At 49.3% G+C, this 20,531-nt stretch carries 21 protein-coding genes; all 21 read right to left on the reverse strand.

All coding sequences use genetic code 11. From position 1 onward, the window contains the following. Nucleotides 1-199: 199 nt before the first annotated feature. Nucleotides 200-1,201 (reverse strand): reverse transcriptase/maturase family protein, encoded by a 1,002-nt coding sequence (locus Q7P68_RS10410; RefSeq protein WP_304225403.1) that lies wholly within the window; start codon nt 1,199-1,201, stop codon nt 200-202. A gap of 250 nt (nt 1,202-1,451) precedes the next feature. Next, the gene (gene avd, locus Q7P68_RS10415; RefSeq protein ID WP_304225405.1) at nt 1,452-1,790 is read right to left on the reverse strand and encodes a diversity-generating retroelement protein Avd; all 339 of its coding nucleotides are present in this window, start codon (nt 1,788-1,790) and stop codon (nt 1,452-1,454) included. A gap of 21 nt (nt 1,791-1,811) precedes the next feature. Further along, complete coding sequence (locus tag Q7P68_RS10420) at nt 1,812-3,002, reverse strand: phage major tropism determinant (RefSeq protein WP_304225407.1); 1,191 nt, start codon at nt 3,000-3,002, stop codon at nt 1,812-1,814. Nucleotides 3,003-3,351: 349 nt separating this feature from the next. Next, nucleotides 3,352-3,747: a hypothetical protein gene (locus Q7P68_RS10425; protein WP_304225409.1), complete on the reverse strand. Its 396-nt coding sequence runs from the start codon at nt 3,745-3,747 to the stop codon at nt 3,352-3,354. After that, nucleotides 3,744-4,262 carry a C40 family peptidase gene (locus tag Q7P68_RS10430; protein WP_304225411.1) on the reverse strand — a complete coding sequence of 173 codons (519 nt, stop codon included), beginning with the start codon at nt 4,260-4,262 and terminating at the stop codon, nt 3,744-3,746. The genes Q7P68_RS10425 and Q7P68_RS10430 overlap by 4 nt, the downstream gene beginning before the upstream one ends. Continuing rightward, nucleotides 4,259-6,607, reverse strand: coding sequence for a hypothetical protein (locus Q7P68_RS10435; protein ID WP_304225413.1), 2,349 nt, complete (start codon nt 6,605-6,607; stop codon nt 4,259-4,261). The genes Q7P68_RS10430 and Q7P68_RS10435 overlap by 4 nt, the downstream gene beginning before the upstream one ends. Nucleotide 6,608: 1 nt before the next feature. After that, nucleotides 6,609-9,971 carry a hypothetical protein gene (locus tag Q7P68_RS10440; protein WP_304225415.1) on the reverse strand — a complete coding sequence of 1,121 codons (3,363 nt, stop codon included), beginning with the start codon at nt 9,969-9,971 and terminating at the stop codon, nt 6,609-6,611. After that, complete coding sequence (locus Q7P68_RS10445) at nt 9,968-10,264, reverse strand: hypothetical protein (RefSeq protein ID WP_304225417.1); 297 nt, start codon at nt 10,262-10,264, stop codon at nt 9,968-9,970. The genes Q7P68_RS10440 and Q7P68_RS10445 overlap by 4 nt, the downstream gene beginning before the upstream one ends. A 20-nt stretch (nt 10,265-10,284) precedes the next feature. Continuing rightward, nucleotides 10,285-10,677: a hypothetical protein gene (locus Q7P68_RS10450; protein WP_304225419.1), complete on the reverse strand. Its 393-nt coding sequence runs from the start codon at nt 10,675-10,677 to the stop codon at nt 10,285-10,287. A gap of 24 nt (nt 10,678-10,701) precedes the next feature. Continuing rightward, a complete protein-coding gene (locus Q7P68_RS10455; protein WP_304225421.1) occupies nt 10,702-11,376 on the reverse strand; it encodes a hypothetical protein in 675 nt (224 codons plus the stop codon). A gap of 2 nt (nt 11,377-11,378) precedes the next feature. Continuing rightward, the gene (locus Q7P68_RS10460) at nt 11,379-11,585 is read right to left on the reverse strand and encodes a hypothetical protein (RefSeq protein WP_304225422.1); all 207 of its coding nucleotides are present in this window, start codon (nt 11,583-11,585) and stop codon (nt 11,379-11,381) included. A gap of 16 nt (nt 11,586-11,601) precedes the next feature. Beyond that, complete coding sequence (locus tag Q7P68_RS10465; protein ID WP_304225424.1) at nt 11,602-12,036, reverse strand: hypothetical protein; 435 nt, start codon at nt 12,034-12,036, stop codon at nt 11,602-11,604. A 35-nt stretch (nt 12,037-12,071) separates the two neighbouring features. Further along, the gene (locus Q7P68_RS10470) at nt 12,072-12,635 is read right to left on the reverse strand and encodes a phage virion morphogenesis protein (RefSeq protein ID WP_304225426.1); all 564 of its coding nucleotides are present in this window, start codon (nt 12,633-12,635) and stop codon (nt 12,072-12,074) included. Continuing rightward, on the reverse strand, nt 12,632-13,090 hold the full coding sequence (locus Q7P68_RS10475; RefSeq protein ID WP_304225428.1) for a hypothetical protein: 459 nt from the start codon (nt 13,088-13,090) through the stop codon (nt 12,632-12,634). Before Q7P68_RS10475 ends, Q7P68_RS10470 begins: the two co-directional genes overlap by 4 nt. Before the next feature lie 15 nt (nt 13,091-13,105). Further along, nucleotides 13,106-14,077, reverse strand: a complete 972-nt coding sequence (locus tag Q7P68_RS10480) for a major capsid protein (protein WP_304225430.1) — start codon at nt 14,075-14,077, stop codon at nt 13,106-13,108. A 16-nt stretch (nt 14,078-14,093) separates the two neighbouring features. Next, nucleotides 14,094-14,453, reverse strand: a complete 360-nt coding sequence (locus tag Q7P68_RS10485; protein WP_304225432.1) for a head decoration protein — start codon at nt 14,451-14,453, stop codon at nt 14,094-14,096. A 9-nt stretch (nt 14,454-14,462) separates the two neighbouring features. Further along, the gene (locus tag Q7P68_RS10490; protein ID WP_304225433.1) at nt 14,463-15,317 is read right to left on the reverse strand and encodes a hypothetical protein; all 855 of its coding nucleotides are present in this window, start codon (nt 15,315-15,317) and stop codon (nt 14,463-14,465) included. A gap of 513 nt (nt 15,318-15,830) precedes the next feature. Next, nucleotides 15,831-17,021, reverse strand: a complete 1,191-nt coding sequence (locus Q7P68_RS10495; RefSeq protein WP_304225435.1) for a phage minor head protein — start codon at nt 17,019-17,021, stop codon at nt 15,831-15,833. A gap of 206 nt (nt 17,022-17,227) precedes the next feature. After that, on the reverse strand, nt 17,228-18,472 hold the full coding sequence (locus Q7P68_RS10500; RefSeq protein ID WP_304225437.1) for a phage portal protein family protein: 1,245 nt from the start codon (nt 18,470-18,472) through the stop codon (nt 17,228-17,230). Further along, nucleotides 18,469-20,013 (reverse strand): phage terminase large subunit, encoded by a 1,545-nt coding sequence (gene terL, locus Q7P68_RS10505; protein ID WP_304225439.1) that lies wholly within the window; start codon nt 20,011-20,013, stop codon nt 18,469-18,471. The genes Q7P68_RS10500 and terL overlap by 4 nt, the downstream gene beginning before the upstream one ends. Next, nucleotides 20,010-20,531 carry a phage protein Gp27 family protein gene (locus tag Q7P68_RS10510; protein WP_304225441.1) on the reverse strand — a complete coding sequence of 174 codons (522 nt, stop codon included), beginning with the start codon at nt 20,529-20,531 and terminating at the stop codon, nt 20,010-20,012. The genes terL and Q7P68_RS10510 overlap by 4 nt, the downstream gene beginning before the upstream one ends.

Raw genomic sequence — 20,531 nt, forward strand, 5'->3', positions numbered from 1 at the left:
TCATCCTTTTTATCGAGCATTTTTATCGCAGCCTGATTTCTATTTCCAATAAAAGTGTTGCAGAAAGCAAGGCACAACTGGAACGGCTTAACAGACTCTTAGAAAAAACCAGAACAACCTTTACTTTGGGTCAAAATCTGGTGTAACATGACAAACAAAATGCGAAAAATTTACACATGATATGAGAAAATACTATGCTTTATTGTGTTTTTAGCTGTTTTTTCGTGTATATTGCAAACCTTAAATTGTCAAGTAATATCCTTTCAACAGCTTGATGGCTTGCGGTATCTGCTGCATGGCCAAGCCACGATCCAAGCGAAGAAAGAAATCGTTCGTCACTTATTTTGCCGTGTCGCCAAGCCCTTGCTTTCTTTCTCATGCGAGATAAAGATTGTTTTTTAATTAGCTTATTTCTACTCCAGATTCGATAACCAACAAATTCAATGCCATTAGATGTCTTTCCAACTTTAGTTTTATCGTTTAACTCTAAAGCTAACTGTGTTCTTAAAAATGACTTAATCTTAGATAGAAGCCCGCAAAGATAAGCTTTATTGTTATGCAAAATAATAAAATCATCCATATAACGAATGTAAAACTTTACACCACAAACATTCTTTATGTAATGGTCAAGCTCATGCAAATAAACATTCGCAAAAAGCTGACTCATTAGGTTTCCTATTGGCAACCCTGAATCAGGAGTGCTATTCAGAATCTCATCTATAAGCCAAAGGATGTTTTCATCATTTATTTTTCTAGCTATAATTGTCCGAAGAATCGTACGGTTTATTGAAGAAAAATAGGCTTTAATATCGGCTTTTAGATAATAATAGTTATTAGACTTCCCTAAGAAATAGGCCATTCTTCGAGCAGCTTGATGGGTTCCTTTTCCGCGTCTACACGCGTAAGAATCATAAATCATACAACGCTCAAAAATCGGCTCAATAACAGCATTAAGAGCGTGCTGAACAACTCTATCGCGAAAAGGTAACGCAAAAATCTGCCTTTTCTTCGGCTCGTAGATAACAAAGGGGTGATAGGGGCCAACTTTATATGTCTTCCATATAAGCTCGTTCTGTAGCTCGATGAGATTTTCTTCAAGGGTATACGAGAACTGCAGGACATCGCGGCGGTAGCGCTTTTGCTTTCTTGCTTTTAGGTACGCATCATATAGATTTTTATAGTCGTAAACCAATTCATACACAGTAACACCTTCTTAAAAAAAGCGCCAGACCCGCAGGTATGACGCCATCCTATTTGCCTTGCGGCAAGGAATGTGATCTGACAATCTGTCACTGCGAGCGACACCGTGATGTCGCATCGTCTAAATTTTTTTTGATTCTCACAGACTAGGCGCGACCCAATGTTCGAGTTCACGTTCCACGGATAGTTGTTCACGTTCACCGCCCGCGCCCCAGCACGGACGCCATCAGCCCAGTTCGCACCAGCTTACATCACACCCCTTTTAATAGGCCGCCTACAATGCGGCCTAACTCATCCACCATTCTTGCAGCCGTCTCATAGCATTGGTGGCTGAGATATTTTCTACGATAGCTGTGTCGAATCAACCATCTCAACATCTCCAATTGAACGTCAATCTCATACAACCCTGGAGTTTTTTGCTTCGATTTGTTTGTCTTGATAATCAGTTTTAATATTACGTAGCACGTGTTTTTAATCTGACTGCACAAAGCAAATTTCTCATATTTTGGAAAACGGTCGACTATAGGAAACAGATATTCAACAAAATCTTCTGCTTTTTGCCACAAAACAAATCCACGCGCTTCAGACAAAACAGATCCCCAGATAACAGATTACAGACTGTCACAGACTAGGCGCGACCCAATGCCCGAGTGCACGCCCCACGGACAGCTGCTCACGCTCACCGCCCGCGCCCCAGCACGGACGCCATCAGCCCAGCGCGCACCAGCAATATAAGCTGCTACGCCAACATTATTTGGAAGATAGGCTTGACCTTTATTAGATCCAAGAACGTCCAGCCAAGCCCAAGAGGTTGAGTCGTGTCGGTTTGATATATCATCCAACCACTCCCAGAGGTTTCCGACACAATCCACGCAATTATAAGCGCTAATGGACGCCGGTTTTATACCGGCAGATGGATCGTAGGCACCCGAAGAGGCGTTTACCTGGCATCCAGTTCGAGTTCTGCCACCATTGCTCGTTTTGGTCCAGCCGTAGGTGTCAGCACCATCAAGGCCTTGCGGGCTACCAAATGCAGCCTGTATCCACTCCCCATAAGTCAGTAACCTTTTTCCTGCCCTGCTCGCAAGCTCCTGAAATCCATACCAGTTCAGGCCTTCTGTACCGGAAACAGGAACTTGTCCATACTTTGATTGCAATTTGCCAGATGCTATATGAAGTCCCGCAGTTCCGCTTTCGAGCGCGATTGGTTCCGCAGCGCTCGACAAGTAGATATCAACCCAGATACGACCAACCTTCACCATACCTTCGGGGCTGCAGAGTGGTTTGTTTTTCAAATCCCACACACTGTTCGGCACTATGCCAACAGTCACATTATCTCTCCATCCAGGCGTTCCAGCTCCGAATTTTACCCCTGCGCCATCAATCGGAATCCATAGCCCGTCTGGGGATACTTTGCGAATGTGGCCATAATGGAACCCTCCAACCTTTCGAGACGAAGAAGCATTAAAGCCTGATGGATACGTTGAATTAGCACTAATTAAAAAGATGCCGTCGCCTCCATTGTCGCAGAGGTAGACATAATAATCCACACCAACCTGAAAAGAGCCTTCATCGAGATCAGCTTCGCTTAATTCAACCTCTTGCATAACGGTAAATATTTTCCATTCCTCGTTGAGCAACGAAATAACAGTGTCTTTTTTGACGACCAGCTTGTTCTCGCTGTAAGAGAAGGGATTTTTCTTTTCAAGATAGTTTTTCCCAGTCGCTTTAATGTCATGGAATAAAGCAAGCCAGGCAACAGATGCATCATCAACATAATCCTTTACGCGATACACATGCATAAGAGCTCCTTTTTATAAGCGTTCCAACATAGAAGAAATTTCAAACTCAGATAAACCGGAAAGAAAAAATGGAGAGCGAGGGTCCTCTTGGTCTTCAAAATCTTCGGGAGAAAATTCTTCTGGGTTCTTACGAACATCGCTTTTTAAAACTTTTACAAAACGGCTTTGCAATAGCATTTACAGTCGATGCTTAAAGTCATGCCTAGCTTCGGGGTGATCTAATGCGTACTGATACGCATTAAGCCAATCCTGCCTTGTTTGCAGATTCTCAGGTATTCCTTTCATCCTTTCCTCCTAGTGAAAGGATATATTTAGATCATAGCTATGGCTTGAAACTAGGATAGGCGTGTTATAGTCGTTCTAACAAAACTTTGATTTCATTTATTCTGTTTATTGCGCAGGAACGGCTTTCTGAAACCTCCATGGGAACTGCAATTCCTCTCTCAATGAAGCGTACAATATACCAATCTGTACTATTGAGATATTCATTTAAAGACCTTAGCTCTTTTTCAAGCAAAGCCTCTTCTGGAACAGGAAGGGGTGTTTTAACGATAGCTCCTTCATTAAAGCAATACATTGGCTGGAAGTAGTCGTCAAACAGCTCGCGAGGCAGATCCCCAACGAAAAGATTTTCCTCGGAAGGCGCCGGCCGGGATTCGTCCGTTTCTCCAACCAACTGATAGCCTATTAGATACTTCTTCCTATTTATCTCCTTTGTTTCAATTTTATAAATAGGCTTTATCATAGCTTCTGCACCAACATCCTTCCGAATGCAATAAAATGAGGATCGGTATCACTGTAGAATCGTTCCGTAACTCCGTTTATGCCTTCTTCAGGCTTGTAAGTCGAATCTATAAAATATATACAGCCGTTTTCAAACTTAACAAACAATGCTATATGGGAAACAACTCCATCAGTCCCCATGAATAATAAATCGCCGGGCTGTAAATCTTGCTTATTGAGTTCAATTGAATACTGCCGGATTCCTGCGGCGGTAGTATCTGTAAACAATAATAAATATCCATAATCTGCCACAGCATATTCATAGCAGCGAATAACAAGGCCAGAGCAGTCGACAACAATTCTGCGCGGCAGGGGATCCTGGCCGCCCCACTCGTATTCTGCCCCAAGCTTTATATATTGGCGAGCATAATCAATTGCCTGTAGCCGCACTTCTTCTGGTGCGGGAATTTGGTTTTTCGCGATTGGGTTATTACAAGATGAAAACAAAAACACAAAAAAAATAACAACTAAAGTCATATCAAGATTCCCCTCTGTCCTATATATAATAAACCAAGCGCAACGCCAGGATAGAACTGAAACGATAAATTGCCAAGATTAAAACCGACAGGGATTATAATCATCATACTAGACCGTAAATAATCAATACTGTTTGCATTAAACTGCATAGACACATAGGGTGTAAAACACTCGTCAATCCCGAGGTTTGATCCATAAGGTCTAAAAGCAACCCTCGTTGACGCATATGCCACAAGCGCATCAGGGTTGTAAGATTCATAAATGTCTAAGATAACACCTTTAATGTTGGTATACGATCGTTTGGCAATATTTACAGTGTACCACTGATCTGCCTGTACAGCGCCATTAAACAAGGTTACCCCCGGGTCTTGCCACCAGATCATGTGGCCCATATAGTATTCTCCATCTGCAACCTGTTGGTCTGGAATATCATGAATTATTTTACCCTGAGTGTCTAAAACTAACAGACCTTTTTGCGGATTCACGGCAATAGTTCTATTCAATACATCTTTAAATTCCAGTCTATCAATCGGCGCAACTTTGGTAAAGTTAACTGCTTTATACAAATGATAGGGTGTATAAAATTTTCCTTCCCCAAATTTAACTTCTCCGAATCGTTTATAGTATGGTGATAGCGTGTTGGTGTATTTATACTGAGCTATTATCTCAATTTTTCCAACAAAATCGGTCAATGAAATTATAACGACTTTTTTTTCTATCAAATCATATAAAACTCCAGTGCTTGCTATTATAATGTTCCAGTTCTGCGTGTCGTCGGCGTTATTTACTTTTACATAAAAGGTAAATTCAAGATCATTCCAATCCTTTACATTGCCGTTCCAGTCGCTTAGCACCGAAAACGCTTCTTTTGAGACCTCGATTTTTGCACTGCTTATTGCTGTCTCTTCATTTTGCGCATAGGACGGCGGCTCTAATCCTTGACTTGCACTTTCTACAAAAGTTCCGATTGTTGGGGCTGAGAGGCCTATACACTTATAAGAATACTCATTGGTTTCGCTATTAAATGTCTTTTCAGTTAGCAATAAAACCGGATAGATCTCCGCATACGGGTCGTTTATTTTTACAACGGTGCCAACAAGCAGATTCTCATCCGATTTAAACTTAAACCGCCAGCATTGTGCCTTTAGTTTTGTTTTTATAAACGCATATAGACTGCGGGCTGTTTGATTATCATGGACGTATTCCGCATCGTATTTATATGGCTTTAGATCTTGCTCTGATTCTGAGATGATTGTTTTCGCACCACGATATGTCACATTGCCGTATACATTACAGTAGTATACATTTTTAGGATAATCTGAGTTGTTCTTATATGCCAGACGACACCGTTTATTCTCAAATTGTTGTAGTATTTTTTGCACACCAGGATCGGTTTTCTCTTCTACCGCATGATTCTTCGTCATCACAATCGAAGTGAAGTCTTTGTTGACGACAATGTTGCCTTTTAGATCGAGCTTGCTGCCGATGGCTTTGTCGGTGTATTCAAACCAGGTTTCCTGGACGTTGGCTTCTTCTGGCCAGAGGTACCCAGGCTGGATTGGCCACCCTGATCGTAACCCGTTGTCGCCGAAGGGAAGGTCTGCCATGTAGAGGAGTACTCGCTCTTTGTATTTAAGCGGATAGTACGAGACTTCGACGCTGTCGTATTCGGAATAGAGTTTTTCGATTTCTAGAGGGGCTTTGATGTCGTGTTCGGCGAGCGTCAGTTCCGGGGTTGGGTTATCATAAATGATTTTGATTATTTTTACCCGTCCATAAGGATCAAAGGTAAAGGTATAGCCATATTCGTAGAGGAGCGTATCGAGTATATCAAGGATTGTCTGGCCTGGGTCCGGGGCGAAGGCAAGCAGCGCCGTAGCAATATTTGGAGGATTTATAGCCTCAAGACCTGCGAGGCTTAAGAGCCAGTGTACAGAGCTTTTCCCTGGCTGAGACGCATCGCAGACGATAGCGTTTTCGATCACAAGGCCATCGGCGCTTGAAAGCTGCCGTTCTAGACGAAAGGTGTTATCTTCAAACTCAACCGAGAGATCTTCGATGTCAGCGCCACTTAAGGCTGCGCCATAGCTTCTCGTTTGTAGAGAGGACGGGGCAAGCCGGCCAGTGAAGTCCCGGGCGCCGTTTAAATCGATCTCTACCAGGACGTTGTTCTGGCTTAGGAGCGAAAGTAGCTGCGGCGTATACACCAGGGTGAGTGAACGGGTGCTCACCGCATGGCGAAAGTCTTCGCTGCAAACCCTATCAAAGGACTCGTAGGTGCGGACAAGGTCTGAAAAATCGTAACTTTGACCGCTGACTATTATCTTAAGCGTTGTAGTGGTCATATTATGCTCCTGCGGGCAAGAGGTTGCGAGATCGCTTTTTAGCCAAGGCTAGGGCTATAGCGTCCACGAGATCTGATTCCGTTTTTACCGAGCCCTCTACGTTCACGGTAATGTTGTAATACTCTGTTTTTCCAGAGGATGCCCCGGATCCGAGCGTTAGTTTCCCGGAGCGGATACCTTCGGCAATAGTTGCAGGGACAATCATTTCGCCCTTATGCACGATGCCGGGCATATCACGGGGCAGCTCTACGGCGCCGACGTCCCACGAGCCAAAGAAGTCGCCAATTGCTCCGCCTATTGCGCCAACTGCTCCGCCAACCGCGGCACCGATAGCAGTTCCGACACCCGGGATAATCGAGCCAATTCCAGCCCCAACGGCTGCACCGGCTACAGCGCCTAATGCTGCGTCCTGCAAAGCATTAGAGTTGTTTGATGGCGGATTTTGTGTAGATGGCGCTGCGCCTGTATTAGTATATACATTTATGCCACTAGACAATTGGTCGTATATCATTTGCAGTTGGGCAAGCTGATCCTGTTCAATTTGGCCAAGAGCTTCCAATGCTGTATCTTTCTGAGCGTTTAGTTCGGATACGCGTCGGGCGTACTCTTCTTCTCCCATGGCGCCGATTTCTAGCAGCTTCCGCAGGCTCTGAATATTTTTCTGGTATGCATCGTTGATTTCCTGGCGACGCTTTTCAAAGTCATCCCGAAGGGCTTGCATTTGGTCCGATACTTCTTCCATTTTCTTTTTAATTTCCGCTTCCTGGTTTGCGATTTCTTCGGTCGTTTTAAGCCGCTCAATGTAATTAATGTCTACGCCAAGCCACCCCAAAGCGCTGTTTATGGCTCCTATAACCCCATTTATAAGGTCGATGATTGCATTTCCGACAGGGACTATAACATGATCAGAGAACCAAGCGACGGATTGGCCTACTTGTAGGAGCAGGTCCACAAGTGGCTTTAAGGCGTCGTTAATAAGGGGTTCAAGCAGGCTTCGAGCCCCTTCAAAAATGGTTTTGAAGGGATTAAGAACTTTCTGCACATTCTCTATAGAAAGGACAAAATCGGCTGCCGCTTCGATAAGCATGGCCAAAGGATTTACTGCCACAGTGCCGGCAAAGCCGCCCATTTTACCTACTTCGGTACTGGCGGCTTGCTCCTGGGCAACCGATGACGCATACTGCACCCAATCACCTTGCTGGGCCGCCATCAGTTTCTGCTGTTCAAAGGCTTTTCTCATGGCGGTCACCCGGGCCTGGGCAGCCTTTTCTGCTTCATCGGTCTCGGTCTGTCGGATTTTTTCTGCATACCAGGCGGCAAGGCGGGTCTTTTGCTCATCGGTGCCTTCAAAGATGGCAAGCTCCTTATCCATCTGGACTTTTAGGTCATCAACCTGGCTTTCGGTGAGCCGTGCCTCAAACTCCTGTGCTTTCAGGGCCGCATCCATAGCTGCCTGGGCAGTTTTCTTGACCTCATCTTCCTTGGTTTTACTAATAAGGCTTTCATAATACGCGGCAATTTGCGCACGAGCGGCCTCAGTCCCTTGAAAACTTGCAAGGGTCTTGTCTCGCTCGAGCTCGAGATCATCAATGCGGGACTCGGTAATTCTGGCAAGCTGTTCTCGTTCTGCAAGGGTGATGGATTCGGCTACTTTTTTACGTTCGGTATTATAATAGGCATTTATCTGGTCGATTACTGCCTTATTAGCCTCTCCGATATACGCGGCGGCCGCTTCTTCGAGTTTCTTTTTGCGCTCAAGCTCTATGGCGGCGTAAGGGTCTGATGAAGTTTTTGCCTGGTACTCTTCCCAGGTTTTTGCCCAATCAGATTTAAACTGCGAGGCGATTTCATCTTTCTTTTGTTTGATGAGGGCCTCTACTACGGCGATCTGCTTTTGAGCTTCGATGACAGCCCCCATATATAACCTTTCACCAGCGGCTTTTGCGCGGAAATCCGCAAGTTGACCCTGTAGAGCGGAGAGTGTCGCCTGCAACTCTGCAATGGTTTTATCTTTCAGGCTCTCTTTATATGCATCCAACGCCGCCCTGGCTCGGTCTGCGGCGGATGCGGTGGCGTCGTAGGATGATGCGGCGGCCGCGTTTGCCTCTGCACCCGAGGCGATAGCTTTCGCAGCGTCTCCCTGGGAAGCCGCATAGGCGGTTATACCAACGACAAGTCCTGACACAATAGATATACCCGCAATCATTTTTGGGTTAAGGACTCCCATAGCAGCGTTTACCGCCTGGATTGAAGCAAAATGAGCCCATTGAGCCGCAGTAGCAATTCCAGTCTTCACCGCCAGCACTGCCAGCCCTGTGGCGAGAGCAGCGACAGCGGCCCCCATAACTATTTTTACTACAGGACCCGCATTTGCAAGGGCCCCCGCAAGGGCAGTGACAGCGTTAGCGGCTATGGTAAAGGTTGGGGCAAGAGACTCCCCTACTGCCTCGGCAAGGTCGCCGACAGTCTCTTGCATCCGCTTAAAGGCCACGGCGGAGGTAGTACTCATCTGCTGTGAAGACCCGGCATAGAGTTTGCCTACCACTTCTATTGCCTTTCCTGCCTTGAGCTCTTCCTCGGTCAAGTCTTTTAACTGAGGTATGCTTCTTCCTAAATGCCCTACCATACCAGACATTGTCGTGTTTAATTCCTGCACACTAGCAGCCAGGTCATCGCCGGTAACGGCCGACAGGTCTGCTGCAACGGTGAGGATTTGCTTTATCTGGGCTTCGCTCTTGCCCTGCATGGCGAGCTCTGCGGCAAGCTGCTTTACATAGTCGTCGCTGGCGCCGGTGAGCGCTTGCAACTCTGAGGCAAATTTGGCCAATCGCTCTGCGCCGCCGCTATCGCCCCTCATGGCCATGGCCATTTCCAGCCGATTTGCCGCCTGTTCTGCCTGAGCAAACGCATTGACCGCATCGCTGGTAAAACCGGCGACTTTGCGGGCCATCATCGTGATAGCCCCGGACTCGGAAAGCTTCCCAAGCTTTGCCTCGAGGGTAGTTGCACCATCACCGAGGCTCTTGAGATTTTCTTCCGTCTCATCATATTGCTGTTTAAGCCGTTGCAGCTCATCCGATTGCGGGTCCAGCCCTTGGTCGATAAGCTGGCGCATGGCGGCCTGAAGAGCCTGCTGTTGCTCCTTAAGCCCCTGAGACTCGGTCCCCATAAGACGGGCAAACTTTGCGGACGACTGCAATTCTTTGTTTAGATTGGCAATAACAGCTTTGGTTTGTTCAGATGAGGGGCCCAGGTTTTTCACATCCTGGGCTAATTTTTTGACATCTGCCTGAGTAGTCTTGAGGTTGGCCAGCGCCTTTTGCACTTCTATCTGTATTTCTAGTCGTAATTTTTCCTCGGTCATGGCTTTTTCTCAACTGCTTCATGCTCGATTAAATTTTTTTCATGGGTGAAGGCCGCAAGGATATCCACAGCTACACTCGGCCAGTCCATCCATCCGCCTGGGTATGGCGGATACTCTAACAGTTTCACCATAGCATACCAGGCATACGCCTGGTAAAAGATCTCATCAACAAACTTGGGGATATCCCGATAGGTGATGAATATCGGCTCCCCGGTAGCTGGATCGGCTACCCCTGTAGCAAGGAGCATATCGAGCCGATCCGGCCGCACTTTAGCATTATGCTTACCGTCCATAAAGAGACGGTAAGCAATTCTTAGTTTTTTTGGTCTATCTTCTTTTCAAGCTCGGCGCGGAAGTGCTCCGCAAGCTCGTCGATGAGCTCATCAAAAATGATGGGCGCATCCCAGAGACTTTTTGCGTCGGTAATATGCCGAGTCTCACCGTCGAGCTTGTAGGAGAGTCCATCAATACGGATAAGCATCCCATCGATAATTGCCTTTCGATCTTGAGTGATAACCGTTTCGCCCCCTTCGACTCTGCCATCGGAGTCGTAGCGGAACCGGAGCTCCGGTTTTGGCAAGAGACGGCTTTTAAGCGCCGGAGTAGGGTTCCGGTATATTACCGTACAGCGGTCTGCCGCCGGGGCTTCACGATTACCGTTAAATTTGGGGACATAGGTCAGTTTTGCGCTAAACTCAAGTTCCATACTCTTAATGCTCCTTTAGATTGATTAGAGGGTCCGTTCGTAGTATACCGGGTCAGACACAAAGCGGAATTTGCTGGTGTATTCCTGCTTGTTGCCGCTTTCTGCCCCCAGGTTTACCCCATACAGCTCTATTTGAGCAAAGAGGAAGGCTAGAACTTCACCGCTCTTATTAGTGTTACGGATCAAGCCCCGGATATAGATAGGAGCGGAACTGATTTCGCTCACGGTCACGGTGGATCCATCTTTTTTGACAATCTTTACAAACTGGTTTAAAAGACCGCCCGCTTCACCAGTCACTCCCAGGGTAAAGACTCCCTTTACCTGCCCTTCTGCATCAGCCTTTCCTTTGCGGTAGGTGTTTATCGTGTTGATAAGCCGGGTGGTCTCTACTTCCTTTGCGGAGAAACTTGCAGACCAGCTTGTGGCGTCAAGGAACGGCATTGCAGTGATGAGCTTTGCTTTATCTCCATTGGCTGGAATCTCTGTCCCATCGGCAGGGAAAAGCTCGCCTACTTTAAGAGACCCGAAGATGGAGCCCGTAGAGGCCTTGGCGGTAATAAGCCATTCACCTTTTCCTTTGCCGGTACCCCCTGCGAGGGTATCCAAGGTTTTAGTGCCATCACCGGCTTGTTCGGTACCAAACTGGACTTTTTCGATAGTCGCATCATCCCCAATAAGGGTTAACATTTCAGTAGCCATGATTATCTCCGTTTAGGTTTTTCTTCCGCGGCGGCATTCTCTATGCCATCCTCGGCATATAGTACTTCTGATTTGCTTTCTTGGGTGTCGTGGCGCTCTAGGGCAGTCCCCAGACTGCTTTTGTACTCAGTAGCTGCCAGACGACCGCTCTCATAGTGATGTATCTTTACTACATCTGGAGCGGTTTTAATTGCCTCCTGATTTGTCATTGCATCCTCCTCATTGTTACGGTATGTAGATAGTTACCCGCCACTCGTCCCGGAGCCATACGGCCGTATCATCTGACGGGTCTTCATACAACGCATCATCCTGGCTGACAGCCCACACAATCCGGCTATCAGGGATGACCTCGGTCAACCGGATGAGGCGGTTCATTTCGTAACTGGTATCGATGAGCATGTCCGCCACATCCAGGTACTGCTTTAAAACCCGATCACTATCAACTCTTGCAGTAAGGAAGACACTGACTGCCAGGGCCTTTCGGGCTAGGCTCCGATCTGCGGGGCTCTTGCTGAGCGGATATGGCTTCCGGGGCAGAATCCGTATCACCAAGCCCGGCTCCCGAATTGCAAAGGGAGACCGCAAAACCTTAATGCCAAGCCGTGTCACATGAGTTCGCAGCTGGGCTTCAAACAGATCCAGGGCTTCCGTTGTAGTCATTGTCGTCCTCCCAAAAATGTGTCACGTGTCATATTTCACGACTCCAGCAGTTTCTGTCGCAGGTACGTCTCCAGATATGCGACCGATTCGGGTGGCAGCCGCATAAACGGGCGGGCTGGTATGGTAATGGCGGTTCTTAGGATAAAAAGGGGTAGCGGCTGCTTACCCCCTTTCTTCTGCCCCATGATTACATCCCCTTGTCTCCAGATTGACCAGCCAGAGCCCCTGAGCTGGTCGAGCATGACGCGGGGACTTAGGTCGGTGCCTCGCATAAGGCTGCGCACCCAAGGCCCGGCGGGTATTGCCAGAGCTTTACTTCGTACGGGTCTAATGGTCCCTCCGTTATGAAGGATCTCTGCCGCTGGGTGATTCGTGCCAACAATAACCTTCCCCGGTTCAGTCCGGTACGTAATTGATGCCAAAAACTGATCGCGATCGCGCAGGGGTTTGTTGCCCTGCTTTATTGCAGCTGTGAGCGGGGCATTTTGCGCCCATGACCCCTGCTCAATATTCTTTTGGACCTGAGATACGGCCCTATTTCCCAAACCATCCAAGAGGCCAGAGTCTTGTAAGCGTTTAGCAAGTATATCCAAGATCATGGCCAATCCCTCCTTGCAGGTATGGTAAGAGCCCCAAGTGCAGGACTTTCCGTTGCAGGTTTCTCTGCTTCTGGATACTCACCATAGGCCGCAATAATAAGGTCCTTTGCTTTTAGTCGATACTCACGGCCGGCTTCTTCATTTCCCAGAGCAAGGTGCAGCTCGTAGATAGTAAAGAGGGTGGCAATCTCGCGGCCTACCGGATCATCAAGATTAAGGGCAAGCCCAAGCCGGCCAAATATAGCTGCTACATGCAGTACCGCCCGCTCGCTTGCACGGACCACTGTATCGGACGACCCTTCGGAGAGCTGGTCATACAGGCGGGACGAAAGCCGCGCCTGCACTTCATCGGCAGTGATGGGGGCACCGGTTACGGCTGGGTTTTGTGCGTAGGCTTTTGTCCCCGCAGTACCCCTGCTTTGCAATAAATCATCAAACCCGGTTAATTCCATCACGAGCCTCGCTCATCCTTAGGTCAACACCACAGCCTGAACAATGCCTTTTACGTTTGGCACCGGTAAGGGCTTGGATTCTCCGATGATCTTTACGCCCGATGGGTCCTGGGTGGTGACTGGCTGGGCATAGAATGGCAGCGCTACAAGGCCTGCGTCCATCTGGTCCAGAGCAGCATAGAGTAGCTTAAAGCCGCTTGAGCGGTCCACCGCCAAAATGGTCTTTGCAGGGATGGCGCTTACTGCATTGCCAGTGGTAAGGTCGATGTAGTTTGCCGAGAGGAGTTGTATCTTCGCAACTCCGCCGAGGCTGATATAATCGGCTCCTACCTGAGCGATGGCGCTGTTTGGCAGGGCTCCAATTTTATCAACGAGGGCAGCGTATACATCGAACCCACAAAGGAACTGCACGTCCATAGCAGGGGCAGTCTTCTTAAGGGTGTCGATGATTTGTCCGAGGCTTTTTACAATGTCTGCAACCTTGGTGTTTGCATCATCCCACTTCTTAGCAATGGATACTGACGCGGGAGTGCCAAAGTCCACCTCATAGGTGAGGTACGCGCCGGCATCAGCCCGGAGCGGGTAGGCGATTTTACCGGTAAGGCTTTGGGCAGAAATGGCCTCTGCGGTGGCACGACAGGCCCGGCGGAGATTATCGATCTGGTTATCGATGTAGGCCTGCTGGCCTTGGGGGTCGAGGAGTTTCATATTGTTGAGATCCGCGGCAGAGAGGTACACGCTGGGGTTTACCGGCTGGACTTCGATCATTGAGATCTTGCCATCGGTAGGATTCAGTGGGTAACTCTGGCTTCCTCGGCGCACTACAGGAATATTCCCTGCAGGGAGGTTTAAGTCCCGATACCCTACTACAGGGAAGGGGTGGTTACGCCGGTCGGTGTACAAAAGATCCATGACCGGAGTCTTAAGTTCAGGCAGTCGCTGCAGGGTGTCAACAATTGCATCGCGGGTAAAGAATTTCTTAAGATCCATTGCGTTCTCCTTTTACTTACATGCCGGCAACGGCAAATATGCCTAGATTTTCCAGGGCGGCCAGATCGCTTACTGCAGGAGCACCAGATCCAACCTTGAGCTTACCAAGGACAACCGTTCCATGCCGGAGCACTAAGGCTCCATCGTCGGTGCTGGTGTCGCAATCCTGGGTAAGCACGCCAACTGCCACATTGAGCGGTGCAGCTCCGCCTGGGTTATACGCCACAATGTCGCCGTTACTATCTTTGGCGACCACAAGCCCTGCAGAGAGGGTGCCGTTGTTTGCCTTTGCTTTCATGGTCTTTACGACCGGGGGATGGATGGCACTAATAACAGAGCTTGTGCCATACTCCATAGTTCCTAACACTGCGTTCATGTTTTCCTCCTACACATGCAGGGTTTTCATATTGATGGGCTTAATCGGCTCCGGGTCTGAGAGCTGGAACCGGCCTTCTGTTACCGGCTGAGGCAGACTCGCAAGGAGATCTACCAAGAGGTCAATAGCGGCAACTTTCTTCATTGCCCCGGAGTCATCAGCTAATTCCAGAGACTCCCGTACACCCATGCTGTCAGCCAGAGCCAGCAGGACTGGCTCCTTTACTTTAGGCACACGGCCCTGTGCCGCCTTAAGGACTGCCTCCTTTTTAAGAGCCCGCAGTTGGGCTTCCAGCATGGCGACATCAGCCTTGCTTCCATCAGCAAGAGCAAGTCCATCCTTGTCTTTTGCGCCTTGTGTTTCGGCAGGGCCTTCAGGAGGAGGGGGAGCTTTTTGGGAAAGTGGTTGAGCCTTGGGGTCTGGCAGCGATATGGCGCCATCAAAGTCGCTGGCGGCTATATCCGGCATAAGCTCCTTATTGATGCCATCAACCAGGTCTTTAATGGCTGGAGGTTCTTCACCCAGGTACGCCAGGTGATGCAGGTACATTTTGCCATCTACAGCCCGGCGTTTTGCTCCGATGGAGACATCGGGATAGTACCCGTCATCTACCGCTTTCGCCAGTTCATCCTGTTCTTCTATAGTACCCGTTAAAACTTTAGCGGTGGGGTCCCACTGCACCGCAATGACGTTTCCCAACCTGGGACGAGTCGGATCCGGCCAATGTCCGAAGGTGACCGGGGCCTTCTGTACGTCCGCAAAGGTCTCGGCGATTTCCTGCAGGTCCTTTTCTGTAACAATTTGCGGGTTTTCTGCCGAACCAAAAATGCCTGGCTTTGCCAGTTCTCTCGTTCTCGTTTTCATGAATAAAAGTTTACAGAAGCCGTTCCGGGCCCGCTTGAATGTGGCATAAGGGGGCGGACAAGAGAAAGAAGAGCGCCCCGCCGGACTTGCACCGGCTGGCACCTGCCGCCCACAGGAAGAGGCTCACACCTGGTGTGCAGGGCGTTTGAGAGCAGTGTAAAGACGGTGTGTACTATTTGTCTTAAAACTGGCACAACGCAAAAAACGGCCAAAAAAGGGGGTGGTTTTGCGGGGAGGTGAAATTATACTCCCCCGGCCCATTCGATTGATTCTAGCTGTTAGAATTTCGTTCGAATGGGGGTGTTTTTTGGGGGTCTCAGATATGAGGTTCGTTGTTTTTTGGGTTATTGACAAGTTGCGGGAGTTGTACGATATTTAAAGACGGGCATGGTACCCTACTGTATCATGTCAAGGTTCACTCGGGAAAGTGCCTGCAAGAGTTTTGAGTAGGCATACATATTTTGCAGGAGCCAGCGAGCCCTCCCCCAAGGCAGAAGACCTTGGGGTTTTTCATTAACGCTCTAACATTCTATTGATACCATTGGGTAGAACATACCAAACTTTACTAATATTTGTTCGACGTCTTAAAAGATTTTTTATTTCTTTCTCTATCAAATTACTGTCACGACGATCGGAAATGTTTATAATAATATTTTCCGATTGTTTGGTCCGCATTGCCCTATCGATACTATTTTTGGTACCTACGACACTTTTAATCTCCCATATTTCCTTACCAACCATGAGGTCTGGACTCTTCAGCAGATTGCTCCGAGGGAGAAGCTTTACTGTTTCTCCTTCCTCTGCTAATCGTTGCGCAATAAGTTCTTCTGGCAGTTTTTTACTCTTGTAGCTGTTATGCTTGTACAGCTTACCACCAGATGGATACTCCTTTATTAGATCAAAATCTTCTAAAGATTTGGGGTAGTATAGCCTGATGCTCCTAAATCCGGCTTTGTCGGCAAAGATTTTCAGATCATCCATGATTTTATAATTAAGCGCTCGCTTAGCCATTTCATCGGTAATTTCGTAGAATGATCCACTCTTAATAGGATTCTCCCCAAACCCACTCTGGGGCTTAAACTCCTTGCGGAGTTTGTTCATCGGAACATTTTCTGAGGGGATGCGGCCAACTTCATCTTCATAAATGCCCCGAACTGTGGTGCGGCAGTTAAAGTGAAAGGGCGGCCAGTGGTCTTCCCAGAAGGGATGCTCATAAGGGAGCACAAGCCCGGCAAGCGGACGGCAGATATCGCTTGTACGCTCATCTTCCAGAACCATGAGGGCAATGGCTGCGGGAGGAGAGCGGTCAAACTGCATACGGCGCCCCGCGTTATAGGAGGTCTGAATATTGGTACGATATACCGTTTCCCAGTACCCGGGTTTGATATTAGCACCGTCCGATTCGGCGATGGCTTTTACGTCGTTCCAGAGCTGTTCAAAGCCTTCCCCTTTTTCCAGGGCAGCGACGAGCCTACCCCGGACAGCTTCGATGTAGTCGCACTGGGTAAGCTTTGCCAAAGTAAAGGCCCGGAAAGCAAGCTTTGGCTCCAGAGCTGCCCACTCCGCCTTGGTAAGGCTCACTCGGGCCTTCAGGAATTTGATCGCTTCTTCAAAGGGAATGGGAGTATGTTCTGGGGTCGGGTCTGCCAGGCGGAGACCCCGCTCCGCATGGTCCATGCCCAGAAGGATTGCGCCGGACAGCATCCGTTCCGTCTCCTGTACCAGCTCTTTTTCAGTATCGGGGAATTGTGCGGCCTTAAGAGCATCGAGCGACGGAGGGGAGCCGTCAGGCGAAAGAGAGCGGATCCACTCTGCTACCGCCTTCCCGATCCGGGGCAGGGTTGCCTCCCGAGCACGGAGCGCCAGTCGGTCCAGTTCTGAGAGCTTTTTATGTTCGTCTTCCTCCAGGGCTAAAAGAAGGTCCTGCGGACTTTTTTTTTACTCTCATCTGCCATGGCTAAGGCAAGCGGGTCAACCGCCGTAGCGGACTGACGCACAAAAGCGTCCTCATCGCTTGCAGGTTTAGGGACGCCATAGCGGTTATAGAGGGCGTTCTTTGATACGGGGATTCCCCGGTCAATGGCCTGGACAAGTTCGTCCCATGTGGCGTGTTCCTCAAGGTCAAAGCGGATAAGAGGCTCTGCTTCGCCCGGACCATAGTTAAGTTCCACCACATAAGACACAAGCCGCTGGAGTACCTCGGAAAGTTCACGGCAGACCCCTTTTGCAAGGGTCTTCAGTACGTCGCTGTGCACCGAAGCCTGGGCGCGGCTTCCGAACTCTGCCTCCTGAGTGGCAAGGCTCTGCCCGGTAATGCCGTAGCTGATTTGCTGGTCGCACCACTCCATGAGTGAGCGGAATTCGCTTACCTTTTCGGGGCTCGTAAGGAGCTTGACGTCTTTTATGTTCGCTAAGGCTGCCCCGGAACCTGATTGCACCGTTGAAAGGAGCTCTGAAAGATGCAAAGCCCGCTCCCGAATTTTATCCTCCGGTTCTGAAGTATCAAAAAGAGCGAGAATTGAGGGCACAGAAAACTTTTCCGCCGCCATAATCCAAAACTGGCTTCCGGCTTTCTTAAACTTCCATGCCCAGTAGCATGACTTAAGGGCGCTCGTGCCGTATGGGTTTTCTGCGTCTTTGTCGTAGCGATAGACGAGCCACTTGTAGGCTTGGTCGTACAAATCAATAAGCTCGCCGGTGGAGATATCTTTGTATTTAAGACGTCCCTCTGCATCGAAGACAAAGCGCTCAGGCTTCCTAAGCACCACATCATCGGGGAGCCACCAGCCATCATGGTTCTTCCATACTAGTTCCACAACGCTATAACCGTAATCGATGGCCGATAACAGCCGCTTCTCAAGGGAATAGAGCAGTGTTTGATCAATGGCTTTATCGATAAATTCAAACACTGTAGGCCGGGCGTCTCCCTGTTCAATCCGAGGCGCATATTCCAATACCGAGCTCTTTACAAGCGCCAGTAGACTCTTAATCCGGGGGTCAGTGCGCATTTCCCGGTACACGATAATTCGCTCCCCCGTATCCCGGAGCACCTCGTCCGGGTTGGGCATGTAGCCAACAAAAGAAGAAAAAAGGTCCGTAGAGGGAATAACCCGAAGGGAAAGAGTTTCGGTCTTTACTTTGCTTGCCTGTTTCATCGTCTATATCCTCGTAAGGTTTGCTGTGCTAAGGTTGGAGCCATACGCTTGATAGGCGCCACCTGGGGCACCTCAGCCGCCCGGGTAATGATACCGACCGCGTAAGTCAGCGCATCCGGCAAATCGTCGAACCTGCCTTTCGGAAAGCTTGTAAGTTCTTCGATAAGTTCCCGATTCCCCCGATCCCGAAACCGGATAAGCCCGTTTTCGATCAGGGGCGAAATGGACCGCACACGAAGCACCTTGCTTTCAGTGCCAGCCTTTACGGTCTTTATAGGAAGATACACATTTTCAGCCGCTGCCATGCGCATCACGTAGCGGGCGTAGATATTGGTAAAAGATACCTCTTCCCAGGCGATGAGCGCATACTTAAACCGCTTGTGCTTCGTTATAAGCTGGGTCACCGTTTCGTCTTCTGAACAGGTGGCAGCCCAAGAATCTACTTCCCAGATGATGCCCGCCCGGTCTACCCCCACCGAGACAATGGCCGTATGGTCATGTTTTCCTGCCGCGGGGTCTACCCCGGCAAAGTAGCGCAGCCCCGGCGGCAGTTCTGCGGGTAGGTATATATGGGCTTGAATCCATTCGGGCTTGATGATCCGCTCTTCGTCGGAAAGCGGCTCATTCTCGTACTCGGTGCTGAACACATCGCTTCCCAGAACTTGCCGTTTTTCTTCGAGCACCGCCTGCGGCCAGTTCTCCGGCCATAGCGGGGACCCGTCAGGCTTAAAACAGGAAAGACGAACCGCAATCCAGCGTTTAAGGGATCCATCTTCCAGTTCCCGTAAGAGGCGGCTTATAGGGTCGTCACTATGGAAAATGGTGTTGACCCACACGATAAAGGCGGTCTTGCCAAGATTAAAAACAACCCGCTTGAGCCAGCGATGGATTTTGCTCCGAGTAGCTGGGGAATCAACGGCATCATCCTTCAGGATATCGTCCAGGACGATGAGGTCCGGCCGGTACTGCCGGAACCGGGTACCCCGCATGCTTGCCCCGGCACCCTTTGCCTGGATACAGGTACCGTTCTTAAGCTCGACACGGGCATCGCTCCAGCGGTCGCCCCGGAGGTCTCCAAAGTCTTCCAGGAGGAGATCGTTCTCCTCGAGTTCCGTTCTGATGTTGATAAGGTTTTCCTGCGCGGCGTTTTGACTTGCGCCGATCAGGAGCACATAGCGGCTTTTCCCGGACAGTACCTGCCAGAGGGGGTAGGCAAAGCTCCAGCGGACTGTCTTCCCGTGCTCGCGGGGTTCGATGAACATCGCCCCGGCTAGTTCTTTTGTCGGTTTTACTAAAGACCAATACTTTTCTCTTATATAATCTTTTAGTCTTTCAGCGAGTTCTGCGGACAGGCTTCTCGTATCAGCAACATCATAGAGGAGGCGTTGGTATGCGGCGGGCTCGGTGTAGAAGTAGTCTCCCAGGTAGGTGCGGCAAAAGAAGCCAAAGTCCCGTTTGGCCCGTTCGAGCCTTCGATTCCGCTCCCGCTCAGTTTGTACCTCCTGCGTCCCGCCGACGAGGCTATCCACGATCCGGCTCATGCGGCAGGGGCCTCCATACCGATTACGATTGCTTCAAGGCGCTCAAGGATATCTGGATGGCTTTTCAGTTCATTCCGGAGCGCTTCGAGCACCGCCTGTTTGGCAGCCTCAAAACCATTCTGGTATTTCATACGCACGCTTCCCAGCTTCGCCTGCGCGTTGGCCACTTTGCTGATAGCGTCGATGTATGCAAGGGGGTCTTCGGATCCAAGCTCTTCAATAGCTGAAGACTCTTGCAAAAGTAGGCTTGCAAACCGGGTCAGAACCGCTTCAGCAAGGTCTGTGTTGGGGCTGTTCCGGACTGCATCCATCATGACCCGGGCTTCCTCTGTCGCCCGCTTTAGATCCATGGCGAGTTCTTTGGCATTTTTCACCGCCCGGCGCACCCCTTCGCGGCTTGTATCATACCCTTCAGACCGCAGGGTTTCCGCAATCTGGACAATGGTCTTGCCTTCCTGGTACAGCCGCACCACCCGCTCGGTCAGGCTCTGGAGCTCAATCTTACTCCGCCGGCCCAT

Origin of the sequence: Gracilinema caldarium (genome assembly GCF_029265695.1) — a bacterium.
Classification (GTDB): domain Bacteria; phylum Spirochaetota; class Spirochaetia; order Treponematales; family Breznakiellaceae; genus Gracilinema; species Gracilinema caldarium_A.

What these genes read in the sequence shown, in the direction of transcription:
- Q7P68_RS10420 (WP_304225407.1), bottom strand. Translation starts at nt 3,002, where the DNA reads ATGCATGTGTATCGCGTAAAGGATTATGTTGATGATGCATCTGTTGCC.
- Q7P68_RS10425 (WP_304225409.1), bottom strand. Translation starts at nt 3,747, where the DNA reads ATGATAAAGCCTATTTATAAAATTGAAACAAAGGAGATAAATAGGAAG.
- Q7P68_RS10430 (WP_304225411.1), bottom strand. Translation starts at nt 4,262, where the DNA reads ATGACTTTAGTTGTTATTTTTTTTGTGTTTTTGTTTTCATCTTGTAAT.
- Q7P68_RS10435 (WP_304225413.1), bottom strand. Translation starts at nt 6,607, where the DNA reads ATGACCACTACAACGCTTAAGATAATAGTCAGCGGTCAAAGTTACGAT.
- Q7P68_RS10440 (WP_304225415.1), bottom strand. Translation starts at nt 9,971, where the DNA reads ATGACCGAGGAAAAATTACGACTAGAAATACAGATAGAAGTGCAAAAG.
- Q7P68_RS10445 (WP_304225417.1), bottom strand. Translation starts at nt 10,264, where the DNA reads ATGGACGGTAAGCATAATGCTAAAGTGCGGCCGGATCGGCTCGATATG.
- Q7P68_RS10450 (WP_304225419.1), bottom strand. Translation starts at nt 10,677, where the DNA reads ATGGAACTTGAGTTTAGCGCAAAACTGACCTATGTCCCCAAATTTAAC.
- Q7P68_RS10455 (WP_304225421.1), bottom strand. Translation starts at nt 11,376, where the DNA reads ATGGCTACTGAAATGTTAACCCTTATTGGGGATGATGCGACTATCGAA.
- Q7P68_RS10460 (WP_304225422.1), bottom strand. Translation starts at nt 11,585, where the DNA reads ATGACAAATCAGGAGGCAATTAAAACCGCTCCAGATGTAGTAAAGATA.
- Q7P68_RS10465 (WP_304225424.1), bottom strand. Translation starts at nt 12,036, where the DNA reads ATGACTACAACGGAAGCCCTGGATCTGTTTGAAGCCCAGCTGCGAACT.
- Q7P68_RS10470 (WP_304225426.1), bottom strand. Translation starts at nt 12,635, where the DNA reads ATGATCTTGGATATACTTGCTAAACGCTTACAAGACTCTGGCCTCTTG.
- Q7P68_RS10480 (WP_304225430.1), bottom strand. Translation starts at nt 14,077, where the DNA reads ATGGATCTTAAGAAATTCTTTACCCGCGATGCAATTGTTGACACCCTG.
- Q7P68_RS10485 (WP_304225432.1), bottom strand. Translation starts at nt 14,453, where the DNA reads ATGAACGCAGTGTTAGGAACTATGGAGTATGGCACAAGCTCTGTTATT.
- Q7P68_RS10490 (WP_304225433.1), bottom strand. Translation starts at nt 15,317, where the DNA reads ATGAAAACGAGAACGAGAGAACTGGCAAAGCCAGGCATTTTTGGTTCG.
- Q7P68_RS10495 (WP_304225435.1), bottom strand. Translation starts at nt 17,021, where the DNA reads ATGCTGTCCGGCGCAATCCTTCTGGGCATGGACCATGCGGAGCGGGGT.
- Q7P68_RS10500 (WP_304225437.1), bottom strand. Translation starts at nt 18,472, where the DNA reads ATGAAACAGGCAAGCAAAGTAAAGACCGAAACTCTTTCCCTTCGGGTT.
- terL (WP_304225439.1), bottom strand. Translation starts at nt 20,013, where the DNA reads ATGAGCCGGATCGTGGATAGCCTCGTCGGCGGGACGCAGGAGGTACAA.
- Q7P68_RS10510 (WP_304225441.1), bottom strand. Translation starts at nt 20,531, where the DNA reads ATGGGCCGGCGGAGTAAGATTGAGCTCCAGAGCCTGACCGAGCGGGTG.